We start from the raw sequence: 22,667 nt of genomic DNA on the forward strand, positions 1-22,667 counted from the left end.
AAAATCACATCCCGCGATGGAGTTTTTTCTTCATCTCTATATAAGCTAAAATATCCCGCATTTCTTCCTCGGTTACGTCATCATCAATATGGGCTGCAATTGTTACCAAGCGTTCATCAACAGGTGGTAAATTTCTTTCAGGAAAAAAGTCATCTAATCGTTTGTTGAAAATTTTTGCAAGTTCAAATAAAACGTCTTGATTTGCTTTTCGATCACCATTTTCATAACGGCTAATAGTTTGGCGAGTTGTATGAAGCTTTTCTGCTAATGCTTCTTGATTTAAGCCTCGTTCCTCGCGATATTGTTTTATTTTATTTCCTACAAATTTATTTAACTCCATAATAATTGCCCTCCACATGTTTATGGCTTCAGTATAGCACTTTTAGCACCAAAACGGAACTTTTTCGAACATATTTGTCGGATAAAGTTTACCAGTAACCAAAATGGTGCTATAATATTTGTAGAGCTAGAAAATAAATACGGCTGATTTTGCGCCAATAGCACCGAATTGGTGACAATGTTACTATATTAATTTATGAGATGGAAGTGGGAATGGATGGATAGAAAACTTTTAAAAGAAAAGCAAATCCAACTAATTTTTCAACTAGAACAAGAAGAAAATCGATTTATTCGAAAGCGTTTAATAGAAGAGTTGGAGTTTTTTGAAGCGCTTGGGGACAGAGAAAAAGGACTGTTAACGGCGGAGCAAAAGTTGCTTATTTTAACACCAAGTGAGTACCGAGAATACAAACGAACTAAATCAGATGTGCAAATTAGTAGGTTAATTGGAGTATCGAGATCGTCTCTTGCGGAATGGAAGCGAAAAAAAGGTTTAAATAGAAAAAAGCCGCAACCGGTTCAGCAGGAAATGATTGATGTATTAGCTTTTCATTTAGATAAAACAAAAGACGAAATTGGCGCTTTACCTGCTTCGGCGATTGAATGTCAGTATGAGGCTTTTGTGATTAATGAAGCGCACAATTAAGGAGTGATAACATGCAGGTTTTAGTGTTACCAGAAAATAAGGATATCAATTATATAAAAACGGTCCAAGAAGTAAAGCGATTTTTTGCGGATCTTGAGCGGTTTCGGATGATTACGGGGTTATCAAAAAAGCCACACTTACTTAGAAATGGTTTTCTGGAAGAGCCGCAGTTTGAGCCGGTAGCATTTTCTGCTAGATATAATAAAGAGGTCATTTTGGAAGCGCGATGGTTGGTAGAGAAATATACTGAAATGTTAAATCAGATGGATGATTTATATCGCACTATTTTGATGGAATGTTACGTGGAACGAAAACAAGATGTGGCGGTAATGATGGATTTACCGTACGAAATTGCCCAGTTTAAACGGATAAAAAAACGAGCAGTATTAGAAATCGCAACGCTAATGGGAATTTTAGTAAGGAAATGATGATACTTTCGTGATATTTTGAAACGTCATTTTACGATTAATATAGAAGTAAGCTAATTGTCCAGTAAGCGGATGACAATAAAAGCTGCATCAGAATGAAGGTGCACCGATTTTCTGATAATACAAGAGGTTGTACAAGAAATTTGTTTTTATGATTGGATTTTTCATCCGTTGACATAAACAAATATTCTATTTTGGAAAGTAATGTTCGGAGGAATAAATTATCAAATGTGGTCTCGACCGAATTTTACTTTCTGTTTTTAAAGGAGTGAACGCTTGGTGAAGAGTTTAAGCTTCATGAGAGTTTTGGAAGCAGTGAGAACAATGCTCCAGGAAAAAGGCGGACTAGATGTTTCTATTGTAATGCGTGACCAAGTGGAAATGCCTACAACGATGATCGAGATGATTGATCAAGAGGAAGAAGAAAGCCAAACTGCCTGGAAAGAAAAATACCGTTTTGCAATCCATCATTATACAAATGAAACGGACTTAGCGGGAGTCGAAATGATAGATACGCTTATCCAAACAGGGTTCACTTTGCCTGAAGGATACAAATTAATCGCTGTTCGACATTACGGAAAACAAAATTTAGTCAAAGAAAATACGTTAATTCACGCAAAAACCAGTTTTGAAGTAAGTATTTGTCGTGAATTAAAAGTAAAAATTTAGGGGGAAATATTAATGGCATTTGAAGAGAATTTATATTGTGATTATACACCGGGAGCTGCTAAAGCGGTCGCGGGGAAAGATGTAATTTTAGCAGTTTTTAACGCAGCGGGGGATAAGCTATTAGCGGTTGCGGGGCAACAAGGTCTAACTGTAAACCGTTCTAAAGATAGCATTGAAATTACATCTAAAGATACAGTTGGCGGATGGAAATCCAAAATTGGCGGTATGAAAGAATGGTCAATTGAAAATGACGGATTATATGTCGCTGATGCAGAGTCTCACAAAGAATTGGCGAAATATTTCGAAAGTGATAGCCCGGTTTGCGTGAAAATCATTAATCAAGCATCTAAAAAAGGTCTTTTCGGTGGTTTGGCAATTGTAGCTGACTATAGTTTTGAAGCACCTTTTGATGAAGCGATGACTTACTCTGTAAAACTAGACGGAATGGGTGCGCTTGTTGATTTAACGATTACTGAGGGCGGAGATCAAATGCCCGGCGAAACACCTGTAGCACCAGCAGAATAAAATAGAGAGCCACTGAAATAAGTGGCTTTCCCTTAGGAGGAAAATAAATGTTTGAAGTGAATGATACAACTTATATTTTACGATTTAATAAACAAAAAGTTAAAACGGTGGAATTAACATCAGGGATTAGTTTAGTTGCAGCTTTGACTGCGAATAAAGGGATTTTGAGCTACCAAGTGATTGAAACGCTATTTGTTTCAGGACTTGTGGAAGAAAAAGGCTTAGTACCTGTAAAACAAAAAGAAGCTTTGGAGATTTTCGACAAATTAGTAGAAGAACAAGGCTTAATTTCGCTTAATGTAGCTGTTATTGAGAAATTGCAAGAGGATATGGGTTTTTTGTTCCGTTAAAACAGATTGAATTTGAGTATTTTGGTGCTGAGGACGAAGAAGTGGATAGTGAAATGAACCATGATTTTGATTTGGAAAAACAATTCGCTTTTTTTGTAGTTAATTTTCAGATGTCCAAGCATGATTTTGAAGAACTTACTGAAGTGGAGAAAAATTTCATCATGAAAGAATGGGAAAACAAGGTGATTTTTGAATCTACTATGCTTCGAAATGCAGTTTTAAATGCGGAACAAAATCTCAATCGAAAACGAAATTCACGTTTTATCGACTTGCATAAAAAACGTCAGAAGAAAGCCGATGTTAATTATACAGTAAATGCACTTCAAGCAATTTCCGATAATGAAGCGAAGGAAGGTAAAGCGTGGATTGATCGGATTTATGGTGCAAATGGGTTACGAAGACCTAAGAATAAAGAAGAAAGGGGGAAAGTGAATGGCGGATTCTAAAAGTTTTACATTTGAACTGAACGAGAGCGTTTTAACAGCGCAAGTTGGCAGGCTAGATGAGATGGCGATGGTTGTAGAGCGGCGGTTTTCAGAGCTCAAAATGACTATTGAAGATGTTGGAAATGCTGATCCAGGTTCGAAAATTTCCGAATCTTTAGGTGGGCTGCAGTCTGGGCTTGGCACGATTAGTTCGGCGTTTGGACAACTGGGTTCTAGTAGTGAGGCGATTACATCCGGATTCGGTACTGCGGTTGGTTCTGTTGGTGGAATCACGGATGCGTTTAAAAATCTAGGTTCAAGTGTGCAAAATGGTACGTTATTTTCAAGCTTGGCAACCGGGATTGGTGGCATGAGTACAATGCTTGGTGGAGTATCTGGCGGCGTTCAAGGAATTACAAATCTAGCTAGTGGATTTATGGAATTGAAGAAGCATCTAGGCGGTTTGATGTCATCTATTGGTGGCGTTGGTGGAATTATGGGTAAACTGACCTCTCCAATGGGGTTAGTAATTATCGGGATTGTAGCGTTAGTAGCTGCATTTGCGTATTTGATGACGACGAATGAATCATTCCGAAATACGGTGATGTCAGTTGTAACACAGGTTGCGCAACTGTTCGGTCAACTTGTCGCCAGTTTAATGCCGATTATCATGCAAATTGTTACTGCGGTTATGCAAATTGGTGCCGCGTTAATGCCGATGGTTATGCAATTTATTAGCTTTTTTGCGCAATTGTTAGCCCAATTAATGCCGTTTATTAATATGCTGATTTCCATGCTTATGCCTGTTATTATGCAGATTGTTCAAGTTGTTATGTCACTTGTTTCGGCACTATTACCGAGCATCATGACAGTGATTCAAGGCATTATGAGCGTTATTCAATTTTTAATTCCGATAATCATGCAAATTGCGACGGTGGTTGTACAAATTGTTGTAACGATTATTTCTTATATAAGTAAAATTATGCCGATTGTTATGACGATTATTGGCGTTATTGTTTCGATTATCACAACGATTATTAGTTACGTCGTTATTATTGCGACGACGATTGCTAGTGTTATTGGGAAAATTATTAGCTTTATTGCGAGTGTTATTACGGCGGTTATCGGGATTGTGCAACCAATTATTGGCTTTATTACTAATATCTTTACGACTATCGTGACGATTATTGGTGCAGCTTTCCAAATGGTATTTACTGTTGCATCCAAAATCTGGAATGCCATTATGACGACGATTTCCGGAATTATTGAAGGAATCAAAGCAGTCATCACAGGTATTTCTACTACGGTTTCATCAGTGTTTAACGGAGTGAAGCGCATTATTACAGGTGTTTTTGACGGAATCAAAAGTGCTTGGGGTGGTTTAACTGATTTTGTAGGAAATATTTTCGATGGTGTTTCAAGTGCAATTCAAACCGTGGTAGATAATGTCAAAGGTTTTGTAAACGTCGTAATTCGAGGGATTAATGGAGCCATTGGTTTAATTAATAAGATTCCAGGCGTTGAAATCGGCAAAATACCACAATTAATTTCCGGTACAACAAATTTCCAAGGTGGCTTTGCTCGAATGAATGAAGGCGGCCGAGGCGAAATGGTGGTTTTACCGTCGGGTTCGCAAGTAATTCCGCACGATGCAACGATGAAATACGCAAGGGAAAGTGCGCGCGGAAATAAATCAATGCTTTACACGAGTCAAGGTGCTGATTTGGCTAGAGTTGAAAATCTTCTCGAGCGCTTACTACAAAAAAATCCTGTAATCAAAATGGATGACAAAGTGGTAGCCGAGGTAGTTAGCCGTAACCAAGCTAACTCATTTGATCAGTACAATTACACAATGGGAGGTGCAGCTTATTCATGAGCGACTTGTTTTTAGAATTAAATGGAAAAGTGCATTCGCTTAGTGAGACATTTCCAGGTCTTTCTGTACAAGAAGTTTCCAGACAAAGTCCCCAGTTAAGCATGGAAACTGCTGAAATCGCTGGGACTGATGGGGTTATCCCGGGAATGACCCAATTTAAACCGTTTATCTTTTCAGCAAAATGTAATTTGCAAGCACTTGATATTCCAGATTATCATTTGGCAGTCAGAGAAATTTATGAATTTTTATTCCAGCGCGATAGTTATTATATTTGGAGCGATCAAATGCCAGGAATTCGGTATGAGGTGCATCCTAAACCAGTTGATTTTAGTCGAGAATCGGATCGTGTTGGTTTACTCACTATAGAATTTGATGTATTTAAAGGCTATGCGGAGTCACGTGGCACGAGCCTTGACCCTATGACTTTTGAAGTGGATTTATGGCAAATGGGAATGAATTTATCGAACCGTGATGATTTATTTTATATTTTTAAAGAAAATACATTTCGGGTCTATAATGCGGGGAGCGACCGTGTTAATCCACTGATGCGACATGAATTAGATATTGCTATGACGGCGAATGGGACACCAACGATTCATAATCTTACAACGGGAGAATCCTTCGAGTATCGGAAAGAGCTACAAAAAACAGATGTTTTACTGTTGAACAATATTTATCCACTTGTTAATAACCGCCGTGTTGGAAAAGATACCAATCATGGGATTATCACCCTTGAAAAAGGCTGGAACGATTTTGAAATCAAAGGTGTAACGGATGTAACGATTGCTTTTAATTTTCCGTTCATTTATCGGTAGGTGATAGATATGGATTATGTGATTATTCAAAGTATGGACAAAGAAGTGGAAGAGATTCTAACAGACATTGATTACGGCTCCTTTTCCTACGATTATGAAAAAAATACAAGTCGTGCTATCTCGTTTACTGTGAACAAAACGAAACAGAATGCAGCAATTTTTGACTTGGTAGGAAATGAAGCAATTTTAACATATCAAGGGCAGCAATTTGTTATTAAAAAATGTACGCCAAAATCTATTGGAGGAACAATTTCAAAGCAGATTACGGCCCAGCATATTTGTTATACAGTGCAAGATCATGTGCAGTATAACGTGAAATCTGGACGAAAAAAATATTCGATTCAAACGGTATTGGAATTTGCGTTACAAGATAATGTACTAGGATTTTCTTATGAAATTCAAGGGAGTTTTCCTTTAGTTGAACTAGAGGACTTAGGAAATAAAAATGGCTTAGAGCTAGTGAATTTATGTTTGGAAGAATTCGGAGCAATTTTATTTGCAGATAATAAAAAGCTTTATTTTTACGATGAAAAAAGTTGGTATGTAAGGACAGAGAAGCAATTTCGTTATTTATATAATACGGAAGAAGTTTCGGTGGATACGAACACAGATAATTTGAAGACGGAGATAAAATGTTACGGCAAGCAAAAAGAGAATGCCGATAAGCTGACTGGAGATAATAAGTACATGGCGGTTGTCACGTATACTTCGCCAAATGAGGCTATTTACGGGAAACGAATGGCAAATGCTAAAAGTGATGACAAAATCACGAACAATGATGACTTATTAATTTTTGCAAAGAAACAAATTCTAGATGTTCCAGAAACAGCGCTTACTATTTCTTACAAAGGAAAAGAACCTGTTTCAGAGCGGGATGTTTGGTATTTCATTCATGAACCGATGGGGTTTGAAACAGAAGTAAAAGTAACGAAAATTAAATCGAGTCATCCTTGGAGTAAGAAGTTTCAAGAAATTGGCTTCAGTAATTCGCGACGAGATATGGTCCGAATTCAAACGCAAATTGCTAATCAAGTGAAAAAAGCGAGCGTAGATACAAATAAAATTAATTCGTTTTCGAGCATCGCAATGAATGCTTATGATTCACGAATTTTAACGGAAGTAGTAGGTGTGGTAGATGGCGACTGAAATTAGAGTGTTAAAAAATGTAGATGATACAGTTTTCTATCCGAAGACACATGTAACGGCTGTGGAAGGTTTGGACTCGGCTACAACTACTACATCTGGATTAATGCCCGCCAGCGACAAAACGAAATTAAATGGAATCGAAGCTAATGCAGAAAAAAATAATGTGACTGCAATCGATATTGCCAATTGGAATAAAAAACAGGACGCAATTTTGGTTTCTGAAAATGGCTCTAATTTCAAAATAACTGTCACAAATGCTGGTGAACTAAAGGCAACAAAAGTGGAATAGGAAGGAGGTTGCGTATGAAGTTGGATTTATGGAAATGGGAAATGCTTCTTCAAGGTCGAGAATTTAGAAATAAAACAAATGACAACTGGCAAAAATTAATGGATTGGTCCGATTTTATTTCAACAGGTTTAAGCGCGATTTATGTCTATGTAAATAAAGCAGATGCTACTTTAAATAACAAAATTGATACTGTGGATAAGGCGGTAAATGCAAGGGTAAATGAATTGATTAGCGGGACAGAGCAGTTAAGTGAAGTGGTCGACGCCAGAGTGGATGCATTTGGCGCACGCTACCCAGTACTAAGAGAACGTTTAAACCAAGAACAGCTAATTTACAATAAAAAAAGCACGGTGCAATTTGACGTGAATACTATTATAAATATGGAAAAACAAGATATTGGGCTGCTAACAAGTAAAACAATCTCGGAAGCGCAAACCGTATGTTTTTTAAATATATCAAGCCTTAATGAAGACGCGGATATTGTTCTTGAAAAAACAGGCGAGACAAGCTTCTCAGAAAATTTAACAAGTCTAGTCTTTGCAAAAATTGGAACGAATGAACGCTACCAAATGGAGCCAGTTGGTGCATAAAGGAGGAGTGAGCAATGACTGAAATAAAGCGAATGCTGCAGACAAAAGAAGATAATTCAAAAGAACAATTTTATCCAGAGACGCATGTTGCGGGGATTGTTGGGTTGACGGAATATGTGTCAGGCCAGCTTCCGACAGGCGTGGTTAGTGTTAATGGTAAGGCTGGGCGCGTGTTGCTAGATGCAGAAGATGTCCACGCTGCCAAAAAGAGCCACAACCACGAAGTCGCAACATACACGACGGACGGCTTTATGAGTTCTTTTGATAAACAAAAGATTGATCAATTAGTTTCACCAGAAGCTGGCGTGACAAGCATAAATGGCAAAACAGGGATTGTTGATTTATTCGCAGCGGACTTAGATGCAGCAGAGATAAACCACACGCATGCAGAAGCAACTACTACAGAAAGTGGTTTTTTGGCAAAAGAGGACAAAGAAAAACTAGACGCGATGCAAATAATCGCGCTGGAAACTATTAAGGAGGTTATAGAATGACTAAAATTGTAAAAATGTCAGAGAAAAACGAACATGGAACTCTAGAACAATTCTATCCAGAAACACATGCAGAGGCTGTTAAAGGACTTGTGTCGGTTTCAGAGGAAGAGAAGGCGACATGGAACGAGAAAGAAACTACTGCGGGTGCGGAACAAAAGGCGAATACTGCTTTGAATAGTGCGAAGGATTATGTTGATACGATTGGAAAAGGAACAGTAATATTTAAAGGGGCCAATATTATGGCTGCTGGTCAAAAATATACATGGAATTCTTCCAAACTGAAATTTGGAATCACTTTATTATTCAGTCGTTACGATTCAGCAAATAATACTCCTTTAGATTATTATTATCACTCTGTTTTCTTATCGAAAGCTCAATTAGCAGAATTAGCAGGTAAAGGTTTGTTAGTTCCTATGCCCTCAGCAACTTATGGGGAAAGAAAATATTTATATGTTTCTGAAACAGAAGTTGCTGGACACAATGATAATACTAATAATGCTTCTTGGGCATTACGTCAGCTAACTGTAATGTAACTAAAAAGGAGGTTTTCCATGGAAGTCATACTAAAAATTGGGATTTTAGGTTTTGGGGCGATATTTGGATACTTGTTTGGGGAAGTGGATTTATTGGTAAAAGTGCTGGTGTGCTTTATTGTAGCTGACTATATTTCTGGGCTACTCGCTTCAGGGTATCTTGGGGAACTTAGCAGCAAAATGGGTTTCAAAGGAATCGCGAAAAAAATCGCTATCTTAATTTTAGTGGCTATTGCGCATCAAATAGATTTGATTCTTGGAACGCATAATACAACGCGGGATGCGGTTATCTTTTTCTATTTGGCGAATGAGCTGATTTCCATCTTGGAAAATTTTGTTCGAATGGGAATGAAGGTCCCGGAAGTATTGAAAAATTTAATTTTGATTTTCGATTCTAAGTCAGGGGACGAGGAGGAAAAGCATGACAAAGATATGGATTGATGCCGGTCATGGTGGCAAGGATCCAGGGGCAAGCGGCAATGGACTTGTTGAAAAAAATTGGGTACTTGCAACTGCGAAACAGCTTCAAATAGAACTAGTAAAAGCTGGGTTTGAAGTAGGGATGACGCGAACAAATGATACTTTTTTAGAATTACGTGAACGTGCAAAAAAAGCGAATAGTTTTAAAGCAAATTTATTTATTTCACTTCATTTTAATGCGGGTGGAGGTAAAGGTTACGAAGATTATATTTACACATCGGTTCCAGCTAAAACGGTAGAAATACAGAAAATCATTCATAAAAATATTATTGCTAAAGTTACTAAACACGGAATGAATGATCGTGGGATGAAGAAGGCTAATTTTGCTGTATTAAGAGAAACAGCAATGGACGCTATCTTACTGGAAGCTGGTTTTTGTGATAGCACTGATGCATTAATTCTTGAGAAGAAAGCTTATCAAACTGATTATTGTTTAGGAATTGTAGCAGCAGTACAAGAGATTTTTGGGGCTATGGTAACAAAATATAGGGCAGGTAAATATTTGACAAGTGATGATGCTATATCAGGCACAAATATTAAAGGATATTTAGAAGCAGGAACAAAGGTTTTTGTTTATAAAGAAACAGAAAAAACGCTTAATTTAACTACTACAAAGGGTGTTCCAGGAAGTTGGGTTTTAAAAACAGAAGTTAATACAGGAAAAAGATAAAAAAGGAGCGGCCAATTTGGCTGCTCCTTTTTCTCAATTAACTTCTCTTCCGCAAAACATAAAGCGCAGTAGTCGTTAAAACAATACCGAATACAGTTGCAAATCCAGCTGTATCACCGGTTGTTGGTAAGGATGTGTTAGCAGAAGTTCCTGTTGTTGATGTGTTTGGTGTCGTAGTTGTCGGATCTTCGGTAGTAGTAGTTCCGCCGTTTGTGCCGGAGCCGTTACCGTTATTTGTTCCGCCATTTCCATCTGTGCCACCGTTATTTCCGTTTCCATTACCATTGTCCGTGCCGCCGTTTCCATTATCTGGAGGAGTTGTTGCCGCAGCTTGAACCGTTGCTTGGAAAGTGGTGCTGTATCCGTTCGGGTCAGTGATAGTTGTTGTGATTTGGTCGCCTTTTTTAAGGTTTAAAGATGTTACATCTACGGAAAACTTGCCATTTGCGTCAGCTGTTGCGTTAGGTCCGGCAGCAAGGGCCATTCTTGCGTTAGCAGTTGCTTTTTGAACAGAGACAGTTGCGCCAGGCAAAGTTGTTCCAGTTAGAGTTTTGTCTTTTTCGGCTAGTTTATTGATTTTTGTTGCGTCTTTGATTGCTTTGATAGCTGCATCTTCGGCTTCTTTGTCGATTTCAGCTTGGGATTTGTAGACTTTACGTCCTTCTTTTTGAGCTGTAATGACTTTTCCAGCAGCTTTTTGGTCTTTGATGTAGTTGATGAATGTTTCAGTGTCTGGGTCGATTGCAGTTACTAGGTTTGCTTTTTTGAAGGCAGAGAATCCATCGCCACCGCCAAATAGGAAGTCATTGATTACGACTTTGTATTTTTGGTCGGCTTTTAAAGGAGTTCCGTCTTCTGTTGTAACGCTTGCAACTTTGTACGCATGATCTAAGTCATCTGTATCAGTGAAAGTATATTTTAATCCAGAAATTTGTAGGAAATAAGTTTGGTTGCTTAAATATTGTTGGTTTAGAGCTTCCAAAATATCAGCACCAGTCATTTCTACTACTTGAAGAATGTTACCAAATGGTTGAACAGCTTGTGCCGCGCCCCATGTGATTTCGTTTTGGCCATTTGCAAGACGAGTAGTAAGGTCAGAACGAATTCCGCCGTTGTTAGTCATAGCAAAGTCGACATCGGCGCCGGCTTTATTTGCCATGTAACGTTGCGCATCTGTAATCATGTTACCAAGCTCTGATTCTTTATCATCAATTGCTTTGTTGTCTGGATTGGTGTCACGAGAAATAACGTCTTTATTGGCTAGTCCGATAGTTTCGTTGATAACCCCTTCAATGCGGCTTTTCGCATCTTCAGTAACAGCTGTAATATCGGCATTTGGTGTGACGCTTCTCGTGTTGTATGTAATTTTAGCGTCAGGTGGTGTAACGAAATCGCCGGTAGTTTTATCAAGTTCGCCAGTTACATCTGAAAAAGCTTTACCATTGTTGTAACTTTGAACGATACGAGTTTTTCCGACTAATCCATTTGTGTATTGGTGATTGTGTCCAGCAAGAACTAAATCGACCGAGTTATTTGGGTCTAATTCATTTGCTTTTGTGATCATATTAGCAGCTTCCCCAGCTACATCTTGTTTTGTTCCAGTGTTAGGATTTCCAGTAGAAAGTGCCGGAACGTGAGATAGAACAACGATTGCGTTAACGCCTTGGCCTCTTAGTTCAGCAGAGTATTTAACGATTGTTTCTGCTTCATCAAGGAAATCATAGTCTTTAATATGATTTGCAAGAACTAAATTAGGAATTTCTGTTGTAACGATACCGATGAAGCCAACTTTGACGCCATCAATTTCTTTTACATAGTATGGTAAAAAGCCTTCTGCGACTGTGTTTGTTCCTTTGTTGACCACGTTAGCTGCGACGATTTTCATGTCACTTTTAACGCGTGGATAAGCTTCTACGATTGGTCCGAATTTGTTTGTAGAAACTCCGTCCAAAATTCGTTTGTATTCTGGTAATCCTTCATCAAACTCATGGTTACCTAATGTGCCGACTTCGAAATTCATTTTTTGGAGAACTTTCATCGTTGGCTCGTCTTGAAGTAAACCTGATACTGCTGGACTTGCGCCGACCATGTCGCCCGCTTGAACACGGATAGCATTGTCAGTTGTCGCCCCAGGATTTGCCTGTAAAAATGAGTTAGTGGCATTATCCAAATTGGTAGCTAAGTAATCTGCTCCGCCAATTGGTGAGCCTGATGCATCTTTAGAGGCTGTTTCAAGCGCTCCGTGGAAATCATTTATTCCCAAAATCTGAATGGGAACGGTATCCGCTGCTGCTTGTGCTGTTGTCCCGGTGAATGGTGCTGTAAGTCCGATTGTGAGCCCTGCTACGAGTAAAACATGTGTAGTTTTCTTGAAAAATTTGTTCACTTTCACACTCTCCCTTTTTTCGCCAGTGGCAATTTTGTAAGCGCTAACTCATAGGTGCCTAGCTATAATTGTAGCAAAGAGGAATCACCCTAGCAATAGGAAATATGGATTTTGTGTAAATGTAGTGATAATATTTGGCTATATTTTCATTTCGATGGAAAAAAGGGTAAACTAGAGAAAAAGGAGGGATAAGATGGATATCTCAAGTACGGAAATATGGGATGCAATTAGGAGAAATAGTTATTTGCTATATTATCAACCAAAAGTAGACGCGAAAACGAATAAAATTATTGGCTTTGAAGGTTTGATTCGATTAAAAACGGCAACAACCATTTTGGCTCCAATTGATTTCTTTGATGATATTGTCCTTTTAAATGCAACGCGGGAAATGCAAGATTTTGTTGCTGAAACAGCGATAAAACAGATTAATCAGCTAGGAGGACGTTTTTCAATTTCGATTAATATTCCGGCACATTATGTAGCGAGCAGTACGTATATGACTTTTTTACATGATTATGTGAAAGAACATTTAAAGTATCCGGAATGCTTAGAAATAGAGATTATCGAACGAGGCGAAATAACGGAACTAGCTATAGCGGATAAAAACTTACGAAAAATAAAAGACCTTGGTGTCAAAGTAAGTATGGATGATTTTGGGAAAGGTTATAGTTCGCTTGCGTATTTACGCAGCTTACCGATTGATATTGTGAAAACAGATATGTCCTTTATCGCGCTTTTAAAAACAGATCGAAAACAACAAATTATTATTCGAGCGATTGTCAATTTGTGTCATGATTTAGGCGGGAAAGTAGTTACAGAAGGCGTTGAAGACATGGAGCAAGTCGAAAAATTACGGGAAATGAAAGTAGACTATTTCCAGGGCTATTATTTTAGTCGACCACTACCGATGGAAGATATTAAAGAAAAATATTCCTTTGTGTAAGATGTATAAATAAAAAATTGGTTGGTGTGAGAATGGTAATTTACCAAATTCACACCAACCAATTTTATTTTATTTGATTAAATTATTTGAAGCATCTTTTACAACCACGTCATGCGCGCCGCCTTCTACGATAGAAGTGGACGAAACAAGGGTGATTTTTGCTTTTTGTTGTAATTCAGGGATATTGAGCGCGCCGCAGTTACACATAGTAGAGCGTACTTTGCTAAGGCTGATGGCAACATTGTCTTTCAAAGATCCAGCGTAAGGAACATAAGAATCTACGCCTTCTTCAAAAGATAATTTCTTGTCGCCGCCAAGGTCATAACGTTGCCAGTTGCGCGCGCGGTTAGCTCCTTCACCCCAATATTCTTTCATATACGTGCCGTTTAAATTCACTTTATTAGTAGGACTTTCGTCAAAACGAGAGAAATAACGACCAAGCATGATAAAGTCAGCGCCCATTGCTAGAGCTAGCGTCATGTGGTAGTCATAAACAATTCCACCATCAGAACAAATCGGAATATATACACCTGTTTCTTCAAAATATTCATCGCGTGCTTTAGCCACATCAATTAGTGCAGTTGCTTGCCCGCGTCCGATACCTTTTTGTTCACGCGTGATACAAATGGAACCACCACCAACGCCAACTTTAACGAAATCTGCGCCAGCTTCTGCAAGATAACGGAAACCATCGCGGTCAACAACATTCCCTGCGCCAACTTTGACCGTATCGCCGTATTTACCGCGAACGTAGTCAAGTGTGCGTTTTTGCCATTCGGAGTAACCCTCAGAGGAATCGATACACAGAATATCTGCGCCAGCTTCAACTAGAGCGGGGACACGTTCTTCGTAGTCGCGCGTGTTAATACCAGCTCCAACAACGTAACGTTTGGAGGAATCAAGTAGTTCTAATTTATTTTCTTTATTAGAGTCATAGTCTTTGCGGAATACCATATGGACTAGGTGCTCGTTATCGTCTACAAGTGGTAGGGCATTTAATTTGTTGTCCCAAATAATGTTGTTAGCTTCTTTTAAAGTGGTCGATTTGTTAGCAGTAACTAATTTTTCGAAAGGAGTCATGAAATCTGCTACTTTTTCATCAGGGCTCATGCGCGTTACGCGGTAGTCGCGACTTGTCACGATTCCAAGTAATTTACCGTGCGCTGTGCCGTCTTCTGTAACTGCTACTGTAGAATGACCCGTTTTTTCTTTTAAATTAAGGATGTCTTGAAGTGTTTTGTCAGGGCTGATGTTGGAATCACTAATAACGAAACCAGCTTTATGATTTTTCACGCGAGAAACCATTGCCGCTTCACTTTCGATGGACTGGGAGCCGAAGATGAATGATACGCCACCTTCTGTCGCAAGCGCAATCCCCATATTATCATCAGAAACAGCTTGCATAATTGCGGAAACAAGCGGAATGTTCATTGTGATAGCAGATTCTTCCCCTTTTTTAAATTTTACGATTGGTGTTTTTAAGCTAACATTTGTTGGAACACATTCAGCGGATGAGTAGCCTGGGACAAGTAAAAATTCACTAAATGTGCGGGACGGTTCTTCAAAATAAAATGCCATTATTTCCACTCCTTCTTCTATTTTTAAATGAATTTATAAAATATCTTTATTATTTCAATAACTGGATGGAAAGTCAATGATTGGGGGAGCTTTTTCGGACGTTTTCTTTTGGGGGAAGAGTGGAATAGATGAAAGGTAGAGAAACTTTGGCGAAGGAGGTAATCAGATGGACGAAGAAACATTGCTAGAACGTGGCTACCGGAAGTATCGCGGGGCGGAGGTAGATATTTATTTTAATACAAATATTTGCGAGCATTCGGGTAATTGTGTAAAAGGTAACGCAGAACTTTTTAATTTGGATAGAAAACCATGGATTATGCCGGATAATGTATCGAAAGAAGAAGCGAAACGGGTGATTCATACTTGCCCGAGTGGAGCGCTTCAATATATCGAAAAATAGGAGGATATCAGATGGAATATAAAAACGGTGAAAATAGAATTTATGCGGTAAATGATGAAGGAGTCGAGGTTGGTGAAGTGACTTTTGTGCCAACTGGGGAAGATATGTTTATTATTGACCATACAGGCGTTGATGATGCGGCTCGAGGTCAGGGGATAGCGCAAGAACTTGTGAAACGTGCGGTCGAAAAAGCGAAAACAGAAGGAAAGAAAATTGTTCCGCTTTGTCCGTTTGCGAAAGCAGAATTTGCTAAGAAGCCGGAATATCAAGAAGTACAAGCTGCAAAATAAGAAGTGTAGACTAGGTTTTATGCCTAGTCTATTTTTATAAAAAATTTTAGAATTCCGGTTTTCTCTTCTTGACATCTGCTTTGTTTCAGTGTATCTTTAATTCACAGTAAACTTATAGGAATAATAGTATTACGTTTTCTTATCAAGAGCGGTGGAGGGAATCGGCCCAGTGAAGCCCAGCAGCGGAGCGCAAGTTCTATGCTAATTCCGATCAGAAGTAATATTCTGGCAGATAAGTAGTAGCTTTTAATGAGGCGCTTCGATTCTGACCAAAAAACAGAGGAAGCGTTATTTTTTAGCGCTTAAAGAGGGGAGTTTTTGTTAGATGAAGAAATTTTTATTAGTAGCGGTTATCTCGGTTTTTGCCTTGGTGTTAACAGCTTGCGGAGGCTCTGGCGCTAGTTCAGACAAAGCAAATGGTTCAGGCAAAGCGAAAGACGGCGGCTCTCTAATTATCGGCGTTACTGGGGATCCAGAAGTTATCAATCCGAACTACGCTTCTGACCGTGTAACATTAACGATTCAACAAGCTGTATACGCACCGCTATTTTGGGAAGTTGACGGGAAACCGGCACTTGCAAAAAGCTTAGATATTTCAGATGACAACTTAACTTACACTGTGAAACTAAAAGATGGTTTAACTTGGCACGACGGCAAACCTTTAACTGCAGACGATGTAGTATTTACTGTAAATTCTATTTTAGATACAAAACAAAACAGCCCGAACCGCGGCAACTTTGTTTTTGACGATAAACCTGTAAAAGTAGAAGCAGTAGACGACACAACGGTGAAATTCACTTTACCAACTGTTGCTCCAGCCTTTGAAAATACAATTAAAACTTTCTTCCCAATTCCAAAACACATTTTTGAAGGGGTAGAAAACATCGAGAAAAGTGATAAAAACAAAAATCCAATCGGCTCAGGTCCGTACAAATTTGTTGAATACAAAACAGGCGAATATGTTTCCCTAGAAAGATTCAACGACTATTTTGACGGCAAACCAAAATTGGATAAAGTTACTTTCCGAATCACAAAAGACCAAAACGCAGCTAATTTAGCACTGCAAAATGGCGAAATCAACCTAAAATCCATTCAACCTTCTGATAGAAACAAAGTAGAAAAAGCGAGCGCGGTAAACATTATCACTTACCCGGAAAATCGCTTAAGCTATGCGACATTCAACGAAAACCAACCAGCACTTAAATCAAAAGAACTTCGCCAAGCCCTTTCTTATGCGCTTGATCGTGAAGAAATCATTGATGCGGCTTACGGTTCAGATGAATACGCAAAACCAGCTTCCTCGTTCCTAACAGAAAACACAAAATATTTCACGGATAAAGTAGAAACATACGACCAAGACATTGCCAAAGCGAAAAAATTAGTAAAAGAAAGTGGTTTTGATACAAGTCAAAAACTAACTGTTTACTATTTAAACAACAGTAAATCACAAGAAAGTATCGCGCTTTACTTGCAACAACAATACAAAGAAATCGGTGTGACGCTTGACTTGAAACCAACAGATCCAAATGCACTAAGCAACATCACACTTGACCGCAAAAACGCAGACTACTCTATCGCACTAAATGGTTATATCATGGGGAACGATCCTGATGCGTATAAATCCCTATACCTAAGCGATGCGCCATATAACTATTCGAACTACCACAACAAAGATCTAGATGCACTTTGGGAAAAAGGTGCTGTAACTGCAGACGATAAAGAACGTCAAGAAATCTATGAAAAAATCCAAAACACCATTGCTGATGACGCTGTAATTTATCCAATTTCTTATGATAATGCAGTGCTAGCTCTTGATAGCCGTTACGGTGGTCAAAAAGCTGCCACACCACAACCAGTAACCATGTTCCGTGATCTTTCTAAACTATATTTAACGGAATAATAATTAAAAATCATTCGTAAAAAATCTGGCCTGCCATGCTTGTTTTTGGCAGGTTCAGGTTTTTACTTGTCATTTTTAGTGTTTTAGATAGGAGATAAATTATGCTAAAAACAATCATAAAACGCGTATTGCAAATTATTCCGATGCTATTTATTATCTCGATTATTTCGTTTGCACTTATAAAATTAGCGCCCGGGGATCCCGTGAATTCTTTTGTTACGCCTGATATGAATCCTGACGATGTGGAACGAATTAGACAAAGTTTAGGACTTGATCAACCAATTTATGTGCAGTACTTTATTTGGCTTGGAAACTTGTTGCAAGGAAACCTTGGTTATTCGATTGTGAATAGCCAGCCAGTTTTGCAACAAATTTTAGAGAGAATTCCGGCGACACTTGGTTTGGTGGGAACTTCGCTCGTTCTGACTCTATTATTATCGATTCCACTTGGTTTAGTTGCAGCAAATTATGAAAACACGTGGATTGATAAAGTATTAAACGGGATTTCATATATTGGGATTTCGATTCCGATTTTTTGGTTTGGGATGATTTTAATAGATGTATTTTCGATTCAGCTAGGTTGGCTTCCAAGTCTAGGGATGCGAACGATTGGGGTCGACTCTTTTTGGGATATGGCGGAGCATGCGATTTTACCAGTTATAACGCTGACTTTCCAAGGGTGTGCGGCATATTATCGTTACGTACGCTCGAATACCATCAACCAATTAAAAGAAGAATATGTTTTGTTTGGTTATGCGAAAGGTCTATCCAAAGTGCAAATTATGGGGCATCATGTCTTGAAAAATTCCTTGCTACCAGTTATAACACTACTTGGGATGTCACTTCCGCAAGTCATTACAGGCGCTTTTATTACCGAAAGTATTTTTTCATGGCCGGGCATGGGCTCGCTTGGAATTAACGCGATTTTCCAATTAGATTATCCAGTTATTATGGCGATTACGCTATTTTCAGCGCTGTTATTAATTATCGGAAACTTGCTGGCCGATTTAGCTTATATGATTGTCGATCCGCGGATTAGGGAAATGGGGTGAGGAGTTCATGATGCGATTAGATTTTTCGAAAAAAACAATGCAAGATTTCGAGCGGGATGCAGAAGTTGTTCACGCAACACGAGAGCGTAGTTTTTGGCGTTTTATGCTTGCTGACCGCCGAGCTGTTTTTGCGACGAGTGTGCTAATACTTATTACGGTGGCTTGTATTTTCGCGTTCCTTTCGCCTTATGACCCTAATGCTCTTTCCGTTCAGGACAAACTGATGCCGCCAAATTCGTCGCACTGGTTTGGGACGGATGACCATGGTCGGGATTACTTGACGCGTGTCTTGTACGGTGGCCGGGTTTCACTACTTGTCGGTGTATTTGCGATGATGATTGCCGTTGTCGTTGGAACGCTTGCTGGGACAGTTAGTGGCTACTTTGGTGGATTCATTGACAATATGGTGATGCGTTTTCTTGATATTTTCATGTCGATTCCGTCATTTTTCCTACTAATGATTTTAAATGCATACTTAAAACCGGGAATTTCGAACATTATTATCATTATCGGATTGCTTTCTTGGATAGAAGTGGCGCGGATAGTTCGAGCGGAGACGTTAACATTAAAAGAACGTGAATTCATTTTATACTCCAAGTCATCAGGTGGCGGATTTTTCCACATCATGTTCAAGCACATTATTCCAAATGCGATGCCATCCATCGTCGTTGCAGCTTCATTAAACGTCGCTACAGCCATTTTAACCGAGTCAGCACTAAGTTTCCTTGGCTTAGGCGTTCAACAGCCTAACGCTTCGTGGGGCAGCATGCTGAACAATGCGCAAGGTTACGTCGGCGAAGCAACATACTTGGCGCTTTTCCCTGGATTACTAATTTTAATGACCATCCTTTCATTCAACGTCCTTGGCGATGTACTGAGAAAAGGGTTATCACGTAGATATTAAATGTAAAAACACTTTGATTTTTTCAGTCAAAGTGTTTTTTTGTTTTTTAAAGAAAAGGTACTTAAAATAGAAACGTAAAAAACGTGTTTTAGCCAATTTCCAAGGCATAAATTCACAAAACGCTCACAAAACGAGAATGCGTGCGGTGCTATAATTAAAAGATAAGGTTTCATTATTATAGACAGAGATGAGGCGCAGAAATGAGTGAAATAAAAGTTAAAGAAGCAACATTGAAAAAACACGCGACAAAGTTAGAATCTAAAGGTAAATCAACTGAATATTTACCGATGAAAGGTGGCAATATGGCCTATAGTCAAGCCAATTCCATCAACCATTTTCGAACAGCATTGTTTGACTTGGTAGACGCGGTGGACAATTTTCAAGGTGTGGTAGGAACGGATGCCAAAAGATTGAAAGAATTAGGCGTATCATTTACTCGCAAAGACCAAGAGCTTGAACGAGGCATGGGATTGGGAGGTAAATAAATGGATGCAAAGAGCCAGCAAATGGAGACACAACTGCAACTGCTGAAAAAAGAACAATCCGCGGCCGAAGATTTTTTGCAAGATTTACAACGACAACAAAATGAACAAGAGTGGTTAGCAGAAGATTTTGCACGTGTCCATCAAGAAGAACGGGAGTCGCTGGAGCTTCTGCGCGAAGTTTGGCAAGGCGCAGAATCAAGAAGTTTCGGCTACTATTTGGCAGATCTACAGGAAGAAGAAAAACAGAAGTGGCATAAAAAAATCCAAGCGAACCAAGAAGAACACCAACAAAAAATCACCGCTTGCCAAAATAACATCTACCAATTAGAAAATCAACAACAAGATTTACAAAAGGAGTTGTTACAGTGAGCCGAATTGACATCGGAGAAATACAAACCTTTGCGCACCAACTACATACAGCCAATGAAGCCGGAAGAAAAAGCATTAAAGACATCAAAAAAGCCGTGAAAAACTATACCGAAGACGGCAGTTTAAAAGGAAAAGCGATTGATGCATCGAAAAATTACTATCAAATGACCTATTTTCCATTATGTGATGCGATAATCGAAGCAATGAACGAAAGCGAAGAACGATTAGCGCAATATATAGCTGATTTCCACGCCCAAGTGGACGGTTCTGCTGATGCGAGAATTGATGCGGACGGCTTATACGAACTCGGGAAAATGATTGATCGCATCGAAGCGAAAAAAGAAGCACTAGCCCAGCGAATGAATACTGGAACAGAAGGGCAAATGCAAAGTTACCGTTCCCAGCTGAGTATCGCCTACAAACAAGAAAATATCTTAGAAAAATACTTGGCTTTTGAACAAAGTCATGGCGGTTTTTTTGATAATTTAACCGATTTAGTCCAAGGAATTCAGCAAACCATTCGCGAACTCCAGTCGAATATTCAGTTTAACAGTAAAACGGGCACCTATGATATGAGCAAATTGAATTTCACCACCGTGACCCGGATGCAAAACGCCTTAGGAAAAGCGCTAAAAAACAACGAAACAACATTCAATTTTGACGAATATCAAAAAACGTACCGCGGTCAAATGTGGGTGTTAATGAAAAATGGTATAGTAGACGTAGAAGCAACGAACGCGTACAATGCCGCCGTGCTTAACGGGAAATTACCACATGAAAGCAATGAAGCACAGGAAGAAGCCGAGTTGTTGCAGGCAGTAATTCAATCGGTGAAAGAAGGAATAGACCCGGTTACTGGGCAAGAGATAAGTAAAGCGCAAGGGTTTGGTATTATAAGTGGTCTTGTTTTCCGCTATACTGCTGGAGGTTATAAAGGGAAGAAGTTCAAGGTTTCTAAAGATTGGTTACACAGAAGAAAGAAAAATAATGGCGTTGAAGTTGGAACGGACTTTGGGAAAATAGGTAAATTAGTTAATCATCCTAATATTAAAATAAATTGGTCTGAACACTCCGAACATGGAATGTCTAGATTGAAACAACGTGGTCTTTCTAAGAGTCAAGTTGACGATTTTGTGGAGCGTGGAAAAGCTTTATCCCAGAATGGGGGAGAAAAATTTGCTTTTATAACTGAAAATGGTGTTGCAATTGTCAGCAAAGATGGCAAATTAGTTACTGCTTGGGGTAAAAAAGATTTTGATGAAGGAATGGAAAAAATAATAGAAAAATTGTATGGAAAGTAGGGTGTCATTATGTATGAAAAAGTAGAAAAAATAATAAATGATTGGGATCCAATAGAGCTGTTTCCCTTAGCTCCAAAAGATGAATATAGTCAAGAAATCAACAAAATAATTAGTATTGTTCAAGAAAATCATAACATTGATATGAATGTATTAGCTAAAGGTATAAGAAAAATTTTCATAGATTCGTTTGGAGAAAATTTAATATTTAAAAATAACGAAGATGAAATAGCTGAAAAAATTTTAGCGCTATAATTAATGAGGGAAATAATAAGATGGAAGAACAAGAGATAATTGGAAAAATAGAAAGCTTACCAAATAATTTTAGTGAAAATGACAGTATTTATATATCACAAGAAAACATTAAAAATTTGGTTTTATTTTCAAAAGAAAATCAAACAGTTTTAGAATTGTTGATTACTCCTTTTCTAATTTGTGTAAATAGTGGGTTAAAATATGAGTTACATTATTATGAAATTTCAACAGAAATTAGTAAAAATGATACAGAAATCATAGGTTTTCCTTTTGGAAATAAGCTACCAAAAGAAATTACAGATAATATTTCTCCTAAACTTTTTGTAAGAAGAGAAGATTATTCAGCTTTTGAGAATTATTTAAGTCAGTATTTTAATGCAATGAAGAGCATGGAATTTGCAGATGATAAACAGGCTATAGGTATGATTGAACATGGTGCAACCTTATTCTACGAAGTATTATAATTTTAGATTCTAAAGAGCTAGTATTGTCATTAAATGGTCAGAGATAATGAATTCATTATCTCTGACCA

General features: G+C 38.5%; 29 protein-coding genes and 1 riboswitch. Of the genes, 26 read left to right on the plus strand and 3 right to left on the minus strand.

Annotated elements, in window-relative coordinates; translation table 11 throughout:
- Window positions 1-4: 4 nt before the first annotated feature.
- Complete coding sequence (locus LMOATCC19117_RS00675) at window positions 5-340, minus strand: helix-turn-helix transcriptional regulator (protein ID WP_003721740.1); 336 nt, start codon at window positions 338-340, stop codon at window positions 5-7.
- Between the two features lie 216 nt (window positions 341-556).
- Between LMOATCC19117_RS00675 and lmaD the strand changes: the two genes are divergently transcribed.
- From lmaD to LMOATCC19117_RS00750, 15 genes are all read left to right on the plus strand, one after another.
- Window positions 557-985, plus strand: coding sequence for a protein LmaD (gene lmaD, locus LMOATCC19117_RS00680; protein ID WP_003724946.1), 429 nt, complete (start codon window positions 557-559; stop codon window positions 983-985).
- An 11-nt stretch (window positions 986-996) separates the two neighbouring features.
- Window positions 997-1,413 carry a protein LmaC gene (lmaC, locus tag LMOATCC19117_RS00685; protein WP_003728213.1) on the plus strand — a complete coding sequence of 139 codons (417 nt, stop codon included), beginning with the start codon at window positions 997-999 and terminating at the stop codon, window positions 1,411-1,413.
- Between the two features lie 279 nt (window positions 1,414-1,692).
- Window positions 1,693-2,082, plus strand: a complete 390-nt coding sequence (gene lmaB / locus LMOATCC19117_RS00690; RefSeq protein ID WP_003728212.1) for a protein LmaB — start codon at window positions 1,693-1,695, stop codon at window positions 2,080-2,082.
- Window positions 2,083-2,094: 12 nt separating this feature from the next.
- Entirely contained in the window at window positions 2,095-2,607 is a 513-nt protein-coding gene (lmaA, locus tag LMOATCC19117_RS00695) for a protein LmaA (RefSeq protein WP_003721744.1), read from the plus strand.
- 47 nt (window positions 2,608-2,654) lie between these two features.
- Window positions 2,655-2,957, plus strand: a complete 303-nt coding sequence (locus LMOATCC19117_RS00700) for a hypothetical protein (protein ID WP_003721745.1) — start codon at window positions 2,655-2,657, stop codon at window positions 2,955-2,957.
- Window positions 2,958-2,998: 41 nt separating this feature from the next.
- A complete protein-coding gene (locus tag LMOATCC19117_RS00705) occupies window positions 2,999-3,403 on the plus strand; it encodes a hypothetical protein (RefSeq protein ID WP_003740367.1) in 405 nt (134 codons plus the stop codon).
- The gene (locus LMOATCC19117_RS00710) at window positions 3,390-5,258 is read left to right on the plus strand and encodes a phage tail protein (protein ID WP_003731178.1); all 1,869 of its coding nucleotides are present in this window, start codon (window positions 3,390-3,392) and stop codon (window positions 5,256-5,258) included. The genes LMOATCC19117_RS00705 and LMOATCC19117_RS00710 overlap by 14 nt, the downstream gene beginning before the upstream one ends.
- Window positions 5,255-6,073 (plus strand): phage tail family protein, encoded by an 819-nt coding sequence (locus LMOATCC19117_RS00715; protein ID WP_003734720.1) that lies wholly within the window; start codon window positions 5,255-5,257, stop codon window positions 6,071-6,073. Before LMOATCC19117_RS00710 ends, LMOATCC19117_RS00715 begins: the two co-directional genes overlap by 4 nt.
- Before the next feature lie 9 nt (window positions 6,074-6,082).
- On the plus strand, window positions 6,083-7,219 hold the full coding sequence (locus LMOATCC19117_RS00720; RefSeq protein WP_003734719.1) for a phage tail protein: 1,137 nt from the start codon (window positions 6,083-6,085) through the stop codon (window positions 7,217-7,219).
- Window positions 7,209-7,508, plus strand: a complete 300-nt coding sequence (locus LMOATCC19117_RS00725; protein WP_003721751.1) for a hypothetical protein — start codon at window positions 7,209-7,211, stop codon at window positions 7,506-7,508. Before LMOATCC19117_RS00720 ends, LMOATCC19117_RS00725 begins: the two co-directional genes overlap by 11 nt.
- A gap of 14 nt (window positions 7,509-7,522) precedes the next feature.
- Window positions 7,523-8,098: a hypothetical protein gene (locus LMOATCC19117_RS00730; protein ID WP_003734718.1), complete on the plus strand. Its 576-nt coding sequence runs from the start codon at window positions 7,523-7,525 to the stop codon at window positions 8,096-8,098.
- Between the two features lie 14 nt (window positions 8,099-8,112).
- Window positions 8,113-8,592: a hypothetical protein gene (locus LMOATCC19117_RS00735; RefSeq protein ID WP_003724954.1), complete on the plus strand. Its 480-nt coding sequence runs from the start codon at window positions 8,113-8,115 to the stop codon at window positions 8,590-8,592.
- Window positions 8,589-9,125: a hypothetical protein gene (locus LMOATCC19117_RS00740; protein ID WP_003724955.1), complete on the plus strand. Its 537-nt coding sequence runs from the start codon at window positions 8,589-8,591 to the stop codon at window positions 9,123-9,125. Before LMOATCC19117_RS00735 ends, LMOATCC19117_RS00740 begins: the two co-directional genes overlap by 4 nt.
- 18 nt (window positions 9,126-9,143) lie before the next feature.
- Window positions 9,144-9,566, plus strand: coding sequence for a phage holin family protein (locus tag LMOATCC19117_RS00745; protein WP_003724956.1), 423 nt, complete (start codon window positions 9,144-9,146; stop codon window positions 9,564-9,566).
- Entirely contained in the window at window positions 9,547-10,275 is a 729-nt protein-coding gene (locus LMOATCC19117_RS00750) for an N-acetylmuramoyl-L-alanine amidase (RefSeq protein ID WP_003734717.1), read from the plus strand. Before LMOATCC19117_RS00745 ends, LMOATCC19117_RS00750 begins: the two co-directional genes overlap by 20 nt.
- Before the next feature lie 37 nt (window positions 10,276-10,312).
- On the opposite strand, the gene LMOATCC19117_RS00755 is transcribed toward LMOATCC19117_RS00750, so the two are convergent.
- Window positions 10,313-12,667: a bifunctional metallophosphatase/5'-nucleotidase gene (locus tag LMOATCC19117_RS00755; RefSeq protein WP_014929004.1), complete on the minus strand. Its 2,355-nt coding sequence runs from the start codon at window positions 12,665-12,667 to the stop codon at window positions 10,313-10,315.
- 187 nt (window positions 12,668-12,854) lie between these two features.
- On the opposite strand from LMOATCC19117_RS00755, the gene LMOATCC19117_RS00760 reads away from it, so the two are divergent.
- Entirely contained in the window at window positions 12,855-13,604 is a 750-nt protein-coding gene (locus tag LMOATCC19117_RS00760) for an EAL domain-containing protein (protein ID WP_003724959.1), read from the plus strand.
- A gap of 69 nt (window positions 13,605-13,673) precedes the next feature.
- On the opposite strand, the gene LMOATCC19117_RS00765 is transcribed toward LMOATCC19117_RS00760, so the two are convergent.
- Window positions 13,674-15,182, minus strand: a complete 1,509-nt coding sequence (locus tag LMOATCC19117_RS00765) for an IMP dehydrogenase (RefSeq protein WP_003724960.1) — start codon at window positions 15,180-15,182, stop codon at window positions 13,674-13,676.
- Window positions 15,183-15,348: 166 nt separating this feature from the next.
- Here LMOATCC19117_RS00765 and LMOATCC19117_RS00770 point away from each other — a divergent pair, with 166 nt between their 5' ends.
- The 10 genes from LMOATCC19117_RS00770 (at window position 15,349) to LMOATCC19117_RS00815 (ending at window position 22,599) form a co-directional block, all read left to right on the plus strand.
- Window positions 15,349-15,582 (plus strand): (4Fe-4S)-binding protein, encoded by a 234-nt coding sequence (locus LMOATCC19117_RS00770; RefSeq protein ID WP_003724961.1) that lies wholly within the window; start codon window positions 15,349-15,351, stop codon window positions 15,580-15,582.
- Window positions 15,583-15,593: 11 nt separating this feature from the next.
- On the plus strand, window positions 15,594-15,872 hold the full coding sequence (locus tag LMOATCC19117_RS00775) for a GNAT family N-acetyltransferase (protein ID WP_003724964.1): 279 nt from the start codon (window positions 15,594-15,596) through the stop codon (window positions 15,870-15,872).
- 136 nt (window positions 15,873-16,008) lie between these two features.
- A riboswitch (SAM riboswitch) is annotated at window positions 16,009-16,111 on the plus strand.
- Between the two features lie 86 nt (window positions 16,112-16,197).
- A complete protein-coding gene (locus LMOATCC19117_RS00780) occupies window positions 16,198-17,772 on the plus strand; it encodes an ABC transporter substrate-binding protein (RefSeq protein ID WP_003724033.1) in 1,575 nt (524 codons plus the stop codon).
- Window positions 17,773-17,873: 101 nt separating this feature from the next.
- Entirely contained in the window at window positions 17,874-18,824 is a 951-nt protein-coding gene (locus tag LMOATCC19117_RS00785) for an ABC transporter permease (protein WP_003724034.1), read from the plus strand.
- A 10-nt stretch (window positions 18,825-18,834) separates the two neighbouring features.
- Window positions 18,835-19,728 carry an ABC transporter permease gene (locus LMOATCC19117_RS00790; protein ID WP_041931067.1) on the plus strand — a complete coding sequence of 298 codons (894 nt, stop codon included), beginning with the start codon at window positions 18,835-18,837 and terminating at the stop codon, window positions 19,726-19,728.
- Window positions 19,729-19,928: 200 nt separating this feature from the next.
- On the plus strand, window positions 19,929-20,213 hold the full coding sequence (locus tag LMOATCC19117_RS00795) for a DUF3130 domain-containing protein (RefSeq protein WP_003726462.1): 285 nt from the start codon (window positions 19,929-19,931) through the stop codon (window positions 20,211-20,213).
- Window positions 20,214-20,582: a hypothetical protein gene (locus LMOATCC19117_RS00800; RefSeq protein ID WP_003726463.1), complete on the plus strand. Its 369-nt coding sequence runs from the start codon at window positions 20,214-20,216 to the stop codon at window positions 20,580-20,582.
- Window positions 20,579-21,883, plus strand: a complete 1,305-nt coding sequence (locus LMOATCC19117_RS00805) for a T7SS effector LXG polymorphic toxin (protein ID WP_003734700.1) — start codon at window positions 20,579-20,581, stop codon at window positions 21,881-21,883. The genes LMOATCC19117_RS00800 and LMOATCC19117_RS00805 overlap by 4 nt, the downstream gene beginning before the upstream one ends.
- 9 nt (window positions 21,884-21,892) lie before the next feature.
- Window positions 21,893-22,135, plus strand: coding sequence for a DUF1871 family protein (locus LMOATCC19117_RS00810; RefSeq protein ID WP_003726467.1), 243 nt, complete (start codon window positions 21,893-21,895; stop codon window positions 22,133-22,135).
- Window positions 22,136-22,155: 20 nt separating this feature from the next.
- Window positions 22,156-22,599, plus strand: coding sequence for a hypothetical protein (locus tag LMOATCC19117_RS00815; protein ID WP_003734701.1), 444 nt, complete (start codon window positions 22,156-22,158; stop codon window positions 22,597-22,599).
- The last annotated feature ends 68 nt before the right edge of the window (window positions 22,600-22,667 follow it).

Source organism: Listeria monocytogenes ATCC 19117 (genome assembly GCF_000307025.1).
Taxonomy (GTDB): Bacteria; Bacillota; Bacilli; order Lactobacillales; family Listeriaceae; genus Listeria; species Listeria monocytogenes_B.

Excerpts from the sequence above, each read along its gene's own strand:
- LMOATCC19117_RS00675 (WP_003721740.1), bottom strand. The coding sequence starts at position 340 with ATGGAGTTAAATAAATTTGTAGGAAATAAAATAAAACAATATCGCGAG.
- lmaD (WP_003724946.1), top strand. The coding sequence starts at position 557 with ATGGATAGAAAACTTTTAAAAGAAAAGCAAATCCAACTAATTTTTCAA.
- lmaC (WP_003728213.1), top strand. The coding sequence starts at position 997 with ATGCAGGTTTTAGTGTTACCAGAAAATAAGGATATCAATTATATAAAA.
- lmaA (WP_003721744.1), top strand. The coding sequence starts at position 2,095 with ATGGCATTTGAAGAGAATTTATATTGTGATTATACACCGGGAGCTGCT.
- LMOATCC19117_RS00700 (WP_003721745.1), top strand. The coding sequence starts at position 2,655 with ATGTTTGAAGTGAATGATACAACTTATATTTTACGATTTAATAAACAA.
- LMOATCC19117_RS00710 (WP_003731178.1), top strand. The coding sequence starts at position 3,390 with ATGGCGGATTCTAAAAGTTTTACATTTGAACTGAACGAGAGCGTTTTA.
- LMOATCC19117_RS00715 (WP_003734720.1), top strand. The coding sequence starts at position 5,255 with ATGAGCGACTTGTTTTTAGAATTAAATGGAAAAGTGCATTCGCTTAGT.
- LMOATCC19117_RS00720 (WP_003734719.1), top strand. The coding sequence starts at position 6,083 with ATGGATTATGTGATTATTCAAAGTATGGACAAAGAAGTGGAAGAGATT.
- LMOATCC19117_RS00725 (WP_003721751.1), top strand. The coding sequence starts at position 7,209 with ATGGCGACTGAAATTAGAGTGTTAAAAAATGTAGATGATACAGTTTTC.
- LMOATCC19117_RS00730 (WP_003734718.1), top strand. The coding sequence starts at position 7,523 with ATGAAGTTGGATTTATGGAAATGGGAAATGCTTCTTCAAGGTCGAGAA.
- LMOATCC19117_RS00735 (WP_003724954.1), top strand. The coding sequence starts at position 8,113 with ATGACTGAAATAAAGCGAATGCTGCAGACAAAAGAAGATAATTCAAAA.
- LMOATCC19117_RS00740 (WP_003724955.1), top strand. The coding sequence starts at position 8,589 with ATGACTAAAATTGTAAAAATGTCAGAGAAAAACGAACATGGAACTCTA.
- LMOATCC19117_RS00745 (WP_003724956.1), top strand. The coding sequence starts at position 9,144 with ATGGAAGTCATACTAAAAATTGGGATTTTAGGTTTTGGGGCGATATTT.
- LMOATCC19117_RS00750 (WP_003734717.1), top strand. The coding sequence starts at position 9,547 with ATGACAAAGATATGGATTGATGCCGGTCATGGTGGCAAGGATCCAGGG.
- LMOATCC19117_RS00760 (WP_003724959.1), top strand. The coding sequence starts at position 12,855 with ATGGATATCTCAAGTACGGAAATATGGGATGCAATTAGGAGAAATAGT.
- LMOATCC19117_RS00765 (WP_003724960.1), bottom strand. The coding sequence starts at position 15,182 with ATGGCATTTTATTTTGAAGAACCGTCCCGCACATTTAGTGAATTTTTA.
- LMOATCC19117_RS00770 (WP_003724961.1), top strand. The coding sequence starts at position 15,349 with ATGGACGAAGAAACATTGCTAGAACGTGGCTACCGGAAGTATCGCGGG.
- LMOATCC19117_RS00775 (WP_003724964.1), top strand. The coding sequence starts at position 15,594 with ATGGAATATAAAAACGGTGAAAATAGAATTTATGCGGTAAATGATGAA.
- LMOATCC19117_RS00780 (WP_003724033.1), top strand. The coding sequence starts at position 16,198 with ATGAAGAAATTTTTATTAGTAGCGGTTATCTCGGTTTTTGCCTTGGTG.
- LMOATCC19117_RS00785 (WP_003724034.1), top strand. The coding sequence starts at position 17,874 with ATGCTAAAAACAATCATAAAACGCGTATTGCAAATTATTCCGATGCTA.
- LMOATCC19117_RS00790 (WP_041931067.1), top strand. The coding sequence starts at position 18,835 with ATGCGATTAGATTTTTCGAAAAAAACAATGCAAGATTTCGAGCGGGAT.
- LMOATCC19117_RS00795 (WP_003726462.1), top strand. The coding sequence starts at position 19,929 with ATGAGTGAAATAAAAGTTAAAGAAGCAACATTGAAAAAACACGCGACA.
- LMOATCC19117_RS00800 (WP_003726463.1), top strand. The coding sequence starts at position 20,214 with ATGGATGCAAAGAGCCAGCAAATGGAGACACAACTGCAACTGCTGAAA.
- LMOATCC19117_RS00810 (WP_003726467.1), top strand. The coding sequence starts at position 21,893 with ATGTATGAAAAAGTAGAAAAAATAATAAATGATTGGGATCCAATAGAG.
- LMOATCC19117_RS00815 (WP_003734701.1), top strand. The coding sequence starts at position 22,156 with ATGGAAGAACAAGAGATAATTGGAAAAATAGAAAGCTTACCAAATAAT.